This window comes from Streptomyces griseorubiginosus (genome assembly GCF_001514195.1).
Classification (GTDB): Bacteria; Actinomycetota; Actinomycetes; order Streptomycetales; family Streptomycetaceae; genus Streptomyces; species Streptomyces griseorubiginosus.
The window spans coordinates 346,143-358,339 of record NZ_KQ948738.1; the positions used below are offsets into that span (position 1 = coordinate 346,143).

At 71.3% G+C, this 12,197-nt stretch carries 12 protein-coding genes; 4 read left to right on the plus strand and 8 right to left on the minus strand.

Features of this window, described 5'->3' with window-relative positions; genetic code table 11:
- Window positions 1-131 precede the first annotated feature (131 nt).
- Window positions 132-2,645: a DEAD/DEAH box helicase gene (locus AQJ54_RS24285; protein ID WP_062240931.1), complete on the plus strand. Its 2,514-nt coding sequence runs from the start codon at window positions 132-134 to the stop codon at window positions 2,643-2,645.
- A 73-nt stretch (window positions 2,646-2,718) separates the two neighbouring features.
- Window positions 2,719-3,585, plus strand: coding sequence for an acyl-CoA thioesterase (locus tag AQJ54_RS24290; RefSeq protein WP_030316676.1), 867 nt, complete (start codon window positions 2,719-2,721; stop codon window positions 3,583-3,585).
- Between the two features lie 22 nt (window positions 3,586-3,607).
- Here AQJ54_RS24290 and AQJ54_RS24295 read toward each other — a convergent pair whose 3' ends face one another.
- A complete protein-coding gene (locus tag AQJ54_RS24295; RefSeq protein WP_062240934.1) occupies window positions 3,608-4,504 on the minus strand; it encodes a DUF6397 family protein in 897 nt (298 codons plus the stop codon).
- A 124-nt stretch (window positions 4,505-4,628) separates the two neighbouring features.
- Window positions 4,629-5,042, minus strand: a complete 414-nt coding sequence (locus tag AQJ54_RS24300) for a roadblock/LC7 domain-containing protein (protein ID WP_020137219.1) — start codon at window positions 5,040-5,042, stop codon at window positions 4,629-4,631.
- 93 nt (window positions 5,043-5,135) lie between these two features.
- Here AQJ54_RS24300 and AQJ54_RS24305 point away from each other — a divergent pair, with 93 nt between their 5' ends.
- Window positions 5,136-5,564: a PPOX class F420-dependent oxidoreductase gene (locus tag AQJ54_RS24305; protein WP_062026344.1), complete on the plus strand. Its 429-nt coding sequence runs from the start codon at window positions 5,136-5,138 to the stop codon at window positions 5,562-5,564.
- A 13-nt stretch (window positions 5,565-5,577) separates the two neighbouring features.
- Here AQJ54_RS24305 and AQJ54_RS24310 read toward each other — a convergent pair whose 3' ends face one another.
- The 5 genes from AQJ54_RS24310 to AQJ54_RS24330 all read right to left on the minus strand — a co-directional run bounded on the left by AQJ54_RS24310 (window position 5,578) and on the right by AQJ54_RS24330 (window position 10,637).
- Window positions 5,578-6,183, minus strand: coding sequence for a GTP-binding protein (locus AQJ54_RS24310; RefSeq protein WP_020137221.1), 606 nt, complete (start codon window positions 6,181-6,183; stop codon window positions 5,578-5,580).
- 129 nt (window positions 6,184-6,312) lie between these two features.
- Window positions 6,313-6,726 carry a DUF742 domain-containing protein gene (locus tag AQJ54_RS24315; protein WP_062026343.1) on the minus strand — a complete coding sequence of 138 codons (414 nt, stop codon included), beginning with the start codon at window positions 6,724-6,726 and terminating at the stop codon, window positions 6,313-6,315.
- A 22-nt stretch (window positions 6,727-6,748) separates the two neighbouring features.
- A complete protein-coding gene (locus AQJ54_RS24320; RefSeq protein WP_020137223.1) occupies window positions 6,749-7,219 on the minus strand; it encodes a roadblock/LC7 domain-containing protein in 471 nt (156 codons plus the stop codon).
- Window positions 7,216-9,780, minus strand: a complete 2,565-nt coding sequence (locus AQJ54_RS24325) for a sensor histidine kinase (protein WP_062240936.1) — start codon at window positions 9,778-9,780, stop codon at window positions 7,216-7,218. The genes AQJ54_RS24320 and AQJ54_RS24325 overlap by 4 nt, the downstream gene beginning before the upstream one ends.
- 83 nt (window positions 9,781-9,863) lie before the next feature.
- Window positions 9,864-10,637 (minus strand): MHYT domain-containing protein, encoded by a 774-nt coding sequence (locus AQJ54_RS24330; protein ID WP_030316663.1) that lies wholly within the window; start codon window positions 10,635-10,637, stop codon window positions 9,864-9,866.
- Between the two features lie 152 nt (window positions 10,638-10,789).
- Here AQJ54_RS24330 and AQJ54_RS24335 point away from each other — a divergent pair, with 152 nt between their 5' ends.
- Window positions 10,790-11,389 (plus strand): class I SAM-dependent methyltransferase, encoded by a 600-nt coding sequence (locus AQJ54_RS24335; protein WP_062241320.1) that lies wholly within the window; start codon window positions 10,790-10,792, stop codon window positions 11,387-11,389.
- 45 nt (window positions 11,390-11,434) lie between these two features.
- Here AQJ54_RS24335 and AQJ54_RS24340 read toward each other — a convergent pair whose 3' ends face one another.
- Window positions 11,435-12,190, minus strand: coding sequence for an alpha/beta fold hydrolase (locus tag AQJ54_RS24340; RefSeq protein ID WP_062240938.1), 756 nt, complete (start codon window positions 12,188-12,190; stop codon window positions 11,435-11,437).
- Window positions 12,191-12,197: the final 7 nt, after the last annotated feature.

A 12,197-nucleotide genomic window follows, 5' to 3' on the forward strand; every position in this document is an offset into this window, starting at 1 on the left:
CCATTCCTCGTGTGCCACCGTCCAGTTGACCGGCTGCGCTGACGCTCCGTCGGCGACACAGCGTACTGGTCATGATCTTCCTCCCGACAACCGATTCCCCTGTAGGGGAGGAGGCCAGGCAAGATGGGTCCGTGACCCTCATCGATCAGCTGCCGCAGACCGCAGACCCCGACGCCCTCTACGAAGCCTTCGAGTCGTGGGCCGGGGAGCGGGGTCTCACGCTCTACCCCCACCAGGAGGAGGCGCTGATCGAGGTGGTCTCCGGCGCGAACGTGATCGTGTCGACGCCCACCGGCTCCGGCAAGAGCATGATCGCGGCGGGTGCCCACTTCGCCGCCCTGGCCCGCGACGAGGTCACCTTCTACACCGCGCCCATCAAGGCGCTGGTCTCGGAGAAGTTCTTCGAGCTGTGCAAGATGTTCGGCACCGAGAACGTCGGCATGCTGACCGGTGACGCCTCCGTCAACGCCGACGCGCCCGTGATCTGCTGCACCGCCGAGGTCCTCGCGTCGATCGCGCTGCGCGACGGCAAGCAGGCGGACGTCGGCCAGGTCGTCATGGACGAGTTCCACTTCTACGCGGAGGCGGACCGCGGCTGGGCCTGGCAGATCCCCATCCTGGAGCTTCCGCAGGCGCAGTTCATCCTGATGTCGGCCACGCTCGGCGACGTCTCGATGTTCGAGAAGGACCTCACCCGGCGCACCGGCCGGCCGACGTCGGTGGTGCGCTCGGCGACCCGCCCCGTGCCGCTCTCCTACGAGTACAGGCTCACCCCGCTCACCGAGACCCTGACGGAGCTCCTGGAGACCAAGCAGGCGCCGGTCTACATCGTGCACTTCACGCAGGCGCAGGCCGTGGAGCGGGCGCAGGCGCTGATGAGCATCAACATGTGCTCGCGCGAGGAGAAGGACCAGATCGCCGAGCTGATCGGCAACTTCCGCTTCACCACCAAGTTCGGCCGCAACCTCTCCCGCTACGTCCGCCACGGCATCGGCGTCCACCACGCCGGCATGCTGCCCAAGTACCGGCGGCTGGTGGAGAAGCTCGCCCAGGCCGGTCTGCTGAAGGTCATCTGCGGCACCGACACCCTCGGCGTCGGTGTCAACGTGCCCATCCGCACGGTGCTGTTCACGGCACTGACCAAGTACGACGGCAACCGTGTCCGCACCCTGCGCGCCCGCGAGTTCCACCAGATCGCGGGGCGCGCGGGCCGGGCCGGCTTCGACACCGCGGGCTTCGTGGTCGCCCAGGCGCCCGAGCACGTCGTCGAGAACGAGAAGGCGCTCGCCAAGGCCGGTGACGATCCGAAGAAGCGCCGCAAGGTCGTCCGCAAGAAGGCGCCCGAGGGATTCGTCGCCTGGTCGGACAGCACCTTCGAGAAGCTGATCGCCTCCGAGCCGGAGCCGCTGACGTCCCGCTTCCGGGTCACCCACACGATGCTCCTTTCGGTGATCGCCCGCCCGGGCAACGCGTTCGAGGCCATGCGGCACCTCCTGGAGGACAACCACGAGCCGCGCAAGCAGCAGTTGCGGCACATCAGGCGGGCGATCGCCATCTACCGTTCGCTGCTGGACGGCGGCATCGTCGAGAAGCTCGACGAGCCCGACGCCGCCGGCCGGATCGTCCGCCTCACCGTGGACCTCCAGCAGGACTTCGCGCTGAACCAGCCGCTGTCCACGTTCGCGCTCGCCGCGTTCGAGCTGCTCGACCCCGAATCGCCGTCCTACGCCCTGGACATGGTGTCGGTCGTGGAGTCCACGCTGGACGACCCCCGGCAGATCCTCGTCGCCCAGCTGAACAAGGCGAAGGGCGAGGCGGTGGCCGCGATGAAGGCGGACGGCGTCGAGTACGAGGAGCGCATGGAGCGCCTCCAGGACGTCAGCTACCCGAAGCCCCTGGAGGAGCTGCTCTTCCACGCGTACAACACGTACCGCAAGAGCCATCCGTGGGTCGGCGACCATCCGCTCTCCCCGAAGTCCGTCATCCGTGACATGTACGAACGAGCCATGTCCTTCACGGAGTTGGTGTCCTTCTACGAGCTGGCCCGCACCGAGGGCATCGTGCTGCGGTACCTCGCCAGCGCGTACAAGGCGCTCGATCACAACATCCCGGACGACCTGAAGTCCGAGGACCTCCAGGACCTGATCGAGTGGCTCGGCGAGACGGTCCGCCAGGTCGACTCCAGCCTCCTGGACGAGTGGGAGCAGCTCGCCAACCCGGAGGAGATGACCGCCGAGGAGGCCCAGGAGAGGGCCGACGAGGTCAAGCCGGTCACCACCAACGCGCGCGCCTTCCGGGTCCTGGTCCGCAATGCCATGTTCCGCCGCGTCGAACTCGCCGCCCTGGACCAGGTCGAGGAACTCGGCGAGATGGACGCCGAGGCCGGCTGGGACGCCGATGCGTGGGGCGAGGCGATGGACAAGTACTGGGACGAGTACGACGACCTCGGCACCGGCCCCGACGCGCGTGGTCCGAAGCTGCTGCGGATCGAGGAGGAGCCGGAGAACAGGCTCTGGCGCGTCCGCCAGACCTTCGCCGACCCGAACGGCGACCACGACTGGGGCATCAGTGCGGAGGTCGACCTCACCGCCTCCGACGCGGAGGGCCGCGCGGTCGTCCGGGTCACCGACGTCGGCCAGCTGTGAGTCGCATGCCGGCCGTGAGGGCCAGGTCTTTTGTGAGCCCCAGGTCCGTTGTGAGCCAAGGAGAATCCCACCGATGACGAACCCGGCCGAGAGGCTCGTCGATCTGCTCGACCTGGAGCAGATCGAGGTCAACATCTTCCGCGGCCGAAGCCCGCACGAGTCCCTCCAGCGGGTCTTCGGCGGCCAGGTCGCGGGCCAGGCGCTGGTGGCCGCCGCCCGCACCACGGAGGGCGACCGCCCGGTGCACTCGCTGCACGCGTACTTCCTGCGTCCGGGCCGGCCCGGCGTGCCGATCGTGTACCAGGTCGAGCGGGTGCGGGACGGGCGGTCGTTCACCACCCGCCGGGTCACCGCGGTGCAGCAGGGCCGCACGATCTTCAATCTCACCGCCTCCTTTCACAAGCCTGAGGAAGGTCCGTTCGAGCACCAGCTGCCGCCCGCTCGCAAGGTCCCGGACCCGGAGTCCCTGCCGCGGGTCGGGGATGAGATCCGGGAGCACCTGGGCGAGCTGCCCGAGCAGTTGGAGCGGATGGCGCGCCGCCAGCCCTTCGACATCCGGTACGTGGACCGGCTGCGCTGGAGCGCCGAGGAGGTCAAGGACGCCGAGCCGCGCAGTGCGGTGTGGATGCGCGCGGTCGGGCCGCTGGGCGACGACCCGGTGGTGCACACCTGCGCGCTGACCTACGCGAGCGACATGACCCTGCTGGACGCCGTCCGCCTCCCGGTCCAGCCCCTCTGGGGCCCGCGGACCTTCGACATCGCGTCGCTGGACCACGCCATGTGGTTCCACCGGCCCTTCCGCGCGGACGAGTGGTTCCTGTACGACCAGGAGTCGCCGATCGCGACGGGCGGACGCGGGCTGGCCCGCGGCCGGATCTACGACCTGGAGGGGCGTCTGCTGGTGTCCGTCGTCCAGGAAGGGTTGTTCCGGGCGCTGTAGGCGGTGCGTTCAGGCGGTGCGTTCAGGCGCTTCTGCGCCGGAGCCAGCCCAGCAGGCCGCCGCGGGACGGTTCCTGCGGCGCCGCCGGCGCCGACGGCTCTGCCGGTGGCGGCGCGGCGGGTGTCCGCCGGGCCGCCGGGCGTGGTGCGGGCCGGAAGCGTCGGGCGTCGTCCAGGACATGGACCAGCTCGCTCCTCAGCCATTCGGTCTCCGCCGGGTCGTCCGCCGTCATGATCTTCTCGACGAGGTGCGCGGCAGGTGAGCCCAGCGCCCCGTGGGCGGGCGGTCCGGGCCGGAAACGGCTCAGGTGCGAGCGGTCGTAGGGGTCCGGGACGAGTTCCGCGATCTGGGCGGGGTCGAGGAAGGCGGCGAGGACTCCGGCGCTCTCCCAGGGGTCTTCGGCGAGGCGCAGGAGGAATCCCCGGTGGCGTCCGCGCCAGTTGCGGGCACGCAGGTCGACGCCCTCGTCCAGCATGTCGCGCAGACCTTCGGGCATGCGTCGCCCGGTCAGCAGCGGCTTGTTCTCCTCGACCACCGTGAACTCCTCGAGTTCCGTGGCCAGATACAGCCATACGACGGTCCGGTACCTGTTGAGGTAGAAGCGCACCGGCGAGATCAGGCCGAGGCGGGCCAGGCGGGTGAACCTGCCGACGGGGATGTCCATGACCTCCGCGCCCTCGGTGGTGCCCACGAGCCGTACCCGCTCACGCAGTGCGTCCGGGAAGCCGTCCGTGGCCCGCTGCCGGTCGATCTCCGAAGGAGTCACGCGGCGGCCCCCGCCTCCTTCGTCGGGCATCGTCCGGATCAGACCGAGGTGGACGGCGAGGTCGAACTCGCTGCGCTTGAGGCCCAGTTCGCGGGCCGCGCGGCTGGGTGTGCAGGAGTGGCGCCGGATTTGGGTGATCGTGCTGCTCGACATGGTCGCTCCCCCGTGGAGTCGTCGCTCACGCTGTGTGCGTTCGCCGTGTGACACACCGTAGCCGGTGGGGCGAGACGCGTGGCGGGCCTGTGGATAACCCCACGGGGGGCGAAGAACTGGCAGGTCAGAGGTCTGTCGGCGAACTCCGCTCGGGCTGGCGGGCGTCCACGTCGAGATGCTCGCCGACCCGGTTGACGAGCAGTGTCATCTCGTAGGCGATCTGGCCGATGTCGGCGTCCGAGCCGCTGAGCACGCACAGACAGCTACCGGTGCCGGCCGCGGTGACGAACAGCACCGCGTCGTCGAACTCGATCATCGTCTGCCGTACCTGACCTGCGCCGAAGTGCCGGCCGGATCCTTTGGCGAGGCTGTGCAGTCCGGACGAGACGGCGGCGAGATGTTCCGCGTCCTCGCGGCGCAGTCCCGTGCTCGCGCCCGTCACCAGTCCGTCGTTGGACAGCACCAGCGCGTGCCGGACGTGGTCGACGCGCTCGGTCAGATCGTCCAGCAGCCAGCCGAGGCCCTGCTTCTCCGGCATGTGTCCCGTCTCCCCGTGTGACGTCTCCTCCAGCCCGGAGGATCTCCCGCAAGCCTTCCCCACGACCGTCAACGGGGCAAGGAGAATGGGGACATGGCACAGAAGATGACCGATGAGGAATGGCGGGAGTTCGTCTCGTACGGCACCCGTACCGGCAAGTTGTCCACCGTCCGGGCCGACGGGAGCCCGCATGTGGCGCCGATCTGGTTCGTGCTCGACGGTGACGATCTGGTGTTCAACACCGGGAAGGCCACCGTCAAGGGGCGCAATCTGGCGCGGGACGGGCGTGTCGCCCTGTGCGTGGACGACGACCGGCCGCCCTTCGACTACGTGGTGGTGCAGGGCCGGGCCCGGCTGTCGGAGGATCTCGACGAGGTCCGGCACTGGGCCGGCCGGATCGGCGCGCGGTACATGGGCGAGGAGCGGGCCGAGGAGTTCGCGGCCCGCAACGGCGTTCCGGGCGAACTCCTCGTCCGCGTGAAGATCGACAAGGTGCTGGCGGAGAAGCGCGTCGCCGACTGACGGATCCGCCCGGTCAGCCCACCGAGTCGAGCAGCCGGGCGGTGTGCATGCGCCCGGCGTACTCGACCAGGCGGATGAGCACCTCCTTCCCCGAGTCACGGTCCCGTGCGTCGCAGAGCACCACGGGAGTTCCCTGGTCGAGGTCGAGCGCGCGGGACACGTCGTGGGCGCCGTAGCTCCGGGCGCCGGCGAAGCAGTTGACGGCCACCACGAACGGGATGTGCCGGTGCTCGAAGTAGTCCACGGCCGGGAAGCAGTCCTCCAGGCGCCGGGTGTCGGCGAGGACGACGGCGCCCAGGGCTCCCTGGGACAACTCGTCCCACAGGAACCAGAAGCGGTCCTGGCCGGGGGTGCCGAAGAGGTAGAGGGACAGGCCGGAGCGGATGGTGATGCGGCCGAAGTCCATGGCGACGGTCGTGGTGACCTTCTGGTCCACGCCGTCGGTGTCGTCCACCAGCTGGCCGGCCTCGCTGAGCAGTTCCTCGGTGCGCAGCGGCCTGATCTCGCTGACCGCGCCCACCAGGGTGGTCTTGCCCACGCCGAAACCGCCGGCGACCAGTATCTTCAGCGCAAGGGCGGTCGGCTCGCCGTCCTGGGCGTCGGAGTTCTCGGAGACCATCGATCACTTCTCTCGGGAGGGCCGGCAACGGGCGGCGACGTCGGCACGGGGTCGCGAAATCAGCATCATGACAACTAGGGCTCGCCTTCGGGCGGTTCGACCGCTTATTGCCCGGTTCTGAACGTTCATCTACAGCGCCCGAAGCCCTTCGATCACCTCGCGCAGAATCCGTTCGTCGGGAAGCTGCGCGGGCGGTACCGGTCGGCTGACGGTGACACAGCCGAGTTCCAGGAGGTCCCCCAGGAGCACCCTGACCACGCCGACGGGCAGGTCGGCGCCCGCGCCGAGCTCCGCCACCGACTGCGTCTCGAGGCGGCACAGATCGATCAGGGCACGGTGTTCGGGCCCGAGCGCGCTGTCCTCGCCCGGGCCGGGCGCGCCCGCGTCCAGGGTGACGAGGGCGATCAGGTCGAAACGCACCCCGGTGGGGCCGGGTTTGGTGCGTCCGCCCGTCATCGCGTAGGGGCGGACGAGAGGCCCGGCCTCGCCGTCGTACCACTGGCTTCCCTGGTCGTGCGGGAGGCCCGTCATGTCCTCGGTCATGCCTGCCGACCGCCCTTCGCTCTCATCCGGCGGGCGGCCGCGCACCCACGCGCGGCGCCGTGTAGAGGTGCTCCCCGACGCGTTTGACCAGCCGTGCCATCTCGTAGGCGACCAGGCCGATGTCCGCGGTCACCGCGGTGAGCACGGCGAGACAGGAGCCGTCTCCCGCGGCGGCCACGAACAGGAAGCCGTCGTCCATCTCGACCATGGTCTGGCGCACTCCCCCGGCCCCGAAGTGGCGGCCGGCGCCCTTCGCGAGGCTGTGGAAGCCGGAGGAGACGGCCGCGAGGTGTTCCGCGTCCTCGCGGCGCAGGTCCGTGGAGGACCCCACGGCGAGGCCGTCGTTGGACAGCACCACGGCGTGCCGTACCTCGCTCACCCGCAGCACCAGGTCGTCCAGCAGCCAGTCGAGTTCGCCGGACCTCCCCCACTCCCGGTTCCGCTCGCGCGGGGGGACCCCCATGTCGGCCCTCATGTTCGGGTCCTGGATCATCCTCGGTCTCCTTCGCTGCTGTCTCTGCCCGCTGGGGAATCTGGGGCGGCGGCGCGCCCGGGCTGCCTGCCGCCCCCGCGTGCCCAGCCGTCCCGGTACGCGGCCATCCGGTCCCGTACGACCTCGGGTGAACGGCCCTCATCGGCCCGGCGGCCGGTCGCCGGGGCCGGTTCCTGCGAGCGCTGCTCGCGCAGTTGGGGGGCGAGGCTCGCCTGGCGGACCCGGCGGGGCAGGTCGTCGGACTCCTCCGGCTCCTCGGACGGTCGGTGCAGGCGCAAGGCGGTCACTCCGGCAGGCGGTGTGTCGGTCGTGCCCCGGTCGGCCGTTCCCCGGTCGGCCGCGACCGCGCGGGGGGCCACTAGGGCGGGCCGCTCGGCGGAGGCGGGGACGGACTCCTGGTCGCGTTCGGCGGACACGCGCGCGTACTCGCGGTGTGCGAGCCGTTCCCGGTCGACGGCTTCGGCGGCCCTGGCGGCCTCGGCGCCTTCGGCGGGTGAACGTTCCGCCGCCTTGCTGTGCAGCAGCGCCGTCGGCAGCAGGACGACCGCGGTGGTACCGCCGTAGGGCGAGGTGCGCAGGTGCACCTTGATGCCGTGGCGGGCCGCGAGCCTGCTGACCACGAACAGACCCAGCCGGTCGCTGTCGAACAGGTCGAGCGCCTCGGACTGTTCGATCCGGCGGTTGGCCTCGGCGAGGGTCTCCTTGCCCATGCCCAGGCCGCGGTCCTCGACCTCGACGGCGTAGCCGTTGCCGACGGGTTCGCCGGTGACGCGCACACGCGTGTGGGGCGGTGAGAACTGGGCGGCGTTCTCGATGACCTCGGCCAGCAGGTGGGTGAGGTCGGCGACGGCGGCGCCGACGACGGACGCGTCGGGCAGCTGACGCACCTCCACGCGCGCGTAGTCCTCGACCTCGGACACGGCCGCGCGCACCACGTTGGTCAGCGACACCGGCATGCGCCAGGCGCGGCCGGGTGCGGCGCCGGAGAGGATGATCAGGCTCTCCGCGTGGCGGCGCATGCGGGTGGTGAGGTGGTCGAGCCGGAAGAGGTCGCTCAGTTCGTTGGGGTCGTCGGAGCGGCGTTCCATGCTGTCGAGCAGGCTCAGCTGGCGGTGGACGAGGATCTGGCTGCGGCGGGCGAGGTTGACGAAGACGCCGGAGATGCCGCTGGCGAGTTCGGCGCGCTCCACCGCGGCCCGCAGGGCGGCGCGGTGCACGGTGGCGAGTGCCTCGGCGACCTGGCCGGTCTCGTCCTCGGCGGGCGGCCCGGGGGGAGCCTCGGACCGCAAGTCGATCTCGTCGCCGGCCCGCAGCCTGTCCATGGCGTCCGGGAGTTTGCGGCGGGCGATCTCCAGGGCGCTGTTGCGCAGGCTCACGAGTTCGACGACGAGGCCGCGTCCGATGCGCACGGAGATGACCAGGGAGGCGGCGACGGCGACGAGCCCGAGAAGGACCGCTGCGCCCGCCGGGGTGAGCAGGCCCCGGGTGAACGGGTCGGCGCGGTGGGCGACCCCGCTCCCGGCGGTCTGCTGGACGGCCCGCATGCCGCTCTGCACGCGCGCGTGTGCCGTCTGCCAGGTGGTCTCCGGCGTCGACTCGACGGCACGCGCGCCGGGAGCGGCGGCGAGTGTCCGGTCCTCCGCCGCGGTCACGGTGGCGAAGGCACCGCTGCCGGCGACCTTCCGCCAGGCCTCGCGGTCGGAGCCGCGCAGGTCGGCCACGGCGCTCTCGGTGAAGGCCCGTCGGGTGTCGACGGCCCCGGTGAACAGCCGCAGCCGCTCACCGGCGAGGACGCCCGACAGGCGCGCGCTCGCCAGCACGGCGTCCTCCTGGGCCAGTGACTCGCCCGCGCGGGAGAACTCGAGCAGTACGCGCGCGTCGGAGCCGAGCTGAGCGTCCTGGATGCCGGTGAGGGCACCGCCCACGGCGAAGGCACCGGTGATGGTCCTGGTGTAACGGCCGTACGTCTCGTCCCATCCGGCGCTGCGGTCCAGCACGGCGGCGCGCAGGGGCCGCAGTTGCTCGACGGCCGTCACGAATGCTTTGAGGCGCTGGGCGACACCGGCGGGCAGTTCCTCGCCGTCGGCGACGGTGTTGTGCTCGCCGAGCCGCAGCCGGGCCACGGCCTGGTCGGTGCGTGCGGCGAGTGTGCGGAGGTCGTCGCTCTGCGCCGCGGACGGGTCGGTGGCGTAGCGGACCGCGGCGGACCGCTCCGCCTGGAGCGCGGTGACGGCGTCGGCGACGGGTGACCGTACGGCGTCGTCCACCCGCTGCAACTGCCGCAGCCGGGAGACGTCCTGGGCGGTGCTGACGGTCGCGTACGCCCACAGGGCGAGCAGTGAGACGACGGGCACCATCAGCAGGCAGACGATCTTGGCGCGGACGGTGCGCGGGCGTATCCGCCAGTGTCCCGGGCGTGCGGGTATGTCCTCCGTTACCGGGCCCGCCGTGTCGTCGGGCACTTCGTCGGCCGGCGGACCGGCGTGGGCGCGGCGGCCGCGTGCGGGTGTCTGGGGCAGCGGCTCGGCGCCGGCTGTGAGGGTCCTACGCGGTGTACGCATGGCCTCCTCGCTCGGGAGTGGTTCGGGGCGTCTCGTCGGGGCCGTCCGGGGCTCGGATCCGCCGCCTGGAGGGGACGCCGCGGCTATGAGGGGACGGTCTCGGCCGCGCGCTGGGCCGAGGCGGTGGCCTCGCGCTCTCCTGTCGTGGGCGACAGCGCGACGAAGGCCGAGGTCAGGAAGAGGTAGGAGCCGAGACCGACGGCGAGCGGGAAGATGAACTGCATCGCCGTGGCGCCGGGCAGGACGGCCCCGGAGGGTGCGACGCGCACGCTCACCGCGAACATCCCGGTGTAGTGCATGCTGCTCACCGCGGCCCCCATGATGAGCGAGGCGATGGTGACGGCGACGGGTGACTTGATGTTGAGCGCCGCCCAGAGAGCTGCCGTCGCCGCGACGACGGCGATCAGGACCGAGAGGCCGACGAGCGCCGGGTCGTAGTCGATGTGACCGTGCAGTCGGACGGCCGCCATGCCCAGGTAGTGCATGCTCGCCACGCCCAGCCCGGTGGTGAGTCCGCCGAGGAAGAGCGCGCGGATCCGGTCACGGCCGTAGCCGACCGCGAAGACGCCCGCGGAGACGACGACCATGGCGACCAGGAGGCTCGCGATGGTCAGGGGTACGTCGTAGCGGATGTCGGTGCCGCTCACGCTGAAGCCGAGCATGGCCACGAAGTGCATGGTCCAGATGCCGGTCCCGATGGCCGAGGCGGCGGTGATGAGCCAGTTGCGCCGCGAACGGCCGGTCGCTCCGAGCGCGCGGACGGTGCAGCGCAGGCCGAGCGCGGCTCCGATGCACGCCATGACGTACGAGAGTGTGGGCGTCAGCCAGCCCAGGGCTGCGTGGTCCAGGTGTCCCATGGCCAAGGGACGCTAGTGGGGTCAGGGGCGCACAAAGAGGGCGCATTTCGAAAGGTGCTGCAATATGACGCAGACGGGCATCTGAACGATCGCGTCACGCTCGAACGTGTGCGCCGGGTATTCATCCGTGTCGGTGAGGGATCATGCGGACCATGAGCGACGACCACACACATGTCCAGGAGTTCTTCTCGGCCCGTGCGGCCGAGTGGGACCGCAGGTTTCCGGACGACGGTCCCGCCTACGCCGCCGCGGTCGCCGAACTCGGCCTGCGGGCGGGCGACCGCGTACTCGACGCGGGCTGCGGCACCGGACGGGCCCTGACGCCCCTGCGCGCGGCCGTGGGGCCCACCGGAGTGGTCGTGGGAGCCGATCTGACCCCGGCCATGCTGGAGGCGGCCGTAGGGGCGGGCAGGGACCGGGACGGCCGGCTGCTGCTCGCCGACGTGACCGCGCTGCCGCTGCGCTCGCGGTCACTCGACGCCGTGTTCGGCGCGGGCCTGATCTCGCACCTGCCCGAACCGGCCGAGAGTCTGCGTGAGTTGGCCCGAGTCGTGCGGCCCGGCGGAGTCCTGGCCCTGTTCCACCCGATCGGCAGAGCGGCGCTGGCCGCGCGGCAGGGCCGGCAGATCACCCCCGAGGACCTGCGCGCGGAAGCCAACCTCCGTCCACTGCTGGCCGGTTCGGGATGGCACATGACGTCGTACACCGACGAGGCCGCCAGATTTCTGGCGTTGGCTGTGCGCGAGGGCTGACGCCGCGCACCCCGGCCGTGGTGTCCTCACGGGGAGTGACCGCACTCACCCCGTCCCGGCGACCGCGGCCACGAAGGCGTCGGGATTCTCGAACATGACGTTGTGGCCGGCGCCGGGCACGGTCAGGACCCGCACGCCCGCCACCTCCAGGCCCTCGCGTCCTTCGAGTTCGCCGGTGAGCTCGCCCTGGAGGTACACGCGCTCCATGGGCAGCGCTTCGAGAATCGCACGCATCATGGGGTCCGATCCGCGTCTGAGGCCGGCCGCGCTCCGGTGCAGGGCGCGCGGGTCGGCCAGCCGCATGGTCGCCGCCCACAGTGGGCCCGCCTTCTCGAGCACGCGCGCGTGGCCGCCCGCGACGAAGTCGTCCTCCTCGTAGGCGTCGATCCAGGTACTGCCCGCCGAGGACGGGGGCGAGGGGTCGAGGTTGGCCTCCGTCAGGACCAGCCGGGAGACGAGTTCGGGCCTGCGGTGAGCGAGGACGAGCGCGACCGACCCGCCCATGCTGTGCGCGATCAGCTCGACACCGGTCAGGCCCGCCGCGTCCAGCACGACCGCCAGGGCGTCCGCGTGGTCCTCCAGCGTGTAGCCGAAGTCCTGGGGACGGTCACTGGCCCCGTGGCCGGGCAGGTCGACGAACAGGCTTCGCCGCCCGGCGAGTTCGGGCCGGGCGGCGATGTGCGCGTGGTAGACGGCCGAGACCGCCCCCAGCCCGTGCACATACACGCGTGCCGGTTCCGCGCCGGGCGTCTCGGTCCAGCGGATCCTGCTTCCCCTGCCGTCGAACTCGGCCTGCTTCATGGTGCCC

Bases quoted from the DNA above. Each gene is read 5' to 3' on its own strand.
- AQJ54_RS24290 (WP_030316676.1), top strand. From the start codon at position 2,719: ATGACGAACCCGGCCGAGAGGCTCGTCGATCTGCTCGACCTGGAGCAG.
- AQJ54_RS24295 (WP_062240934.1), bottom strand. From the start codon at position 4,504: ATGTCGAGCAGCACGATCACCCAAATCCGGCGCCACTCCTGCACACCC.
- AQJ54_RS24300 (WP_020137219.1), bottom strand. From the start codon at position 5,042: ATGCCGGAGAAGCAGGGCCTCGGCTGGCTGCTGGACGATCTGACCGAG.
- AQJ54_RS24305 (WP_062026344.1), top strand. From the start codon at position 5,136: ATGGCACAGAAGATGACCGATGAGGAATGGCGGGAGTTCGTCTCGTAC.
- AQJ54_RS24310 (WP_020137221.1), bottom strand. From the start codon at position 6,183: ATGGTCTCCGAGAACTCCGACGCCCAGGACGGCGAGCCGACCGCCCTT.
- AQJ54_RS24315 (WP_062026343.1), bottom strand. From the start codon at position 6,726: ATGACCGAGGACATGACGGGCCTCCCGCACGACCAGGGAAGCCAGTGG.
- AQJ54_RS24320 (WP_020137223.1), bottom strand. From the start codon at position 7,219: ATGATCCAGGACCCGAACATGAGGGCCGACATGGGGGTCCCCCCGCGC.
- AQJ54_RS24325 (WP_062240936.1), bottom strand. From the start codon at position 9,780: ATGCGTACACCGCGTAGGACCCTCACAGCCGGCGCCGAGCCGCTGCCC.
- AQJ54_RS24330 (WP_030316663.1), bottom strand. From the start codon at position 10,637: ATGGGACACCTGGACCACGCAGCCCTGGGCTGGCTGACGCCCACACTC.
- AQJ54_RS24335 (WP_062241320.1), top strand. From the start codon at position 10,790: ATGAGCGACGACCACACACATGTCCAGGAGTTCTTCTCGGCCCGTGCG.
- AQJ54_RS24340 (WP_062240938.1), bottom strand. From the start codon at position 12,190: ATGAAGCAGGCCGAGTTCGACGGCAGGGGAAGCAGGATCCGCTGGACC.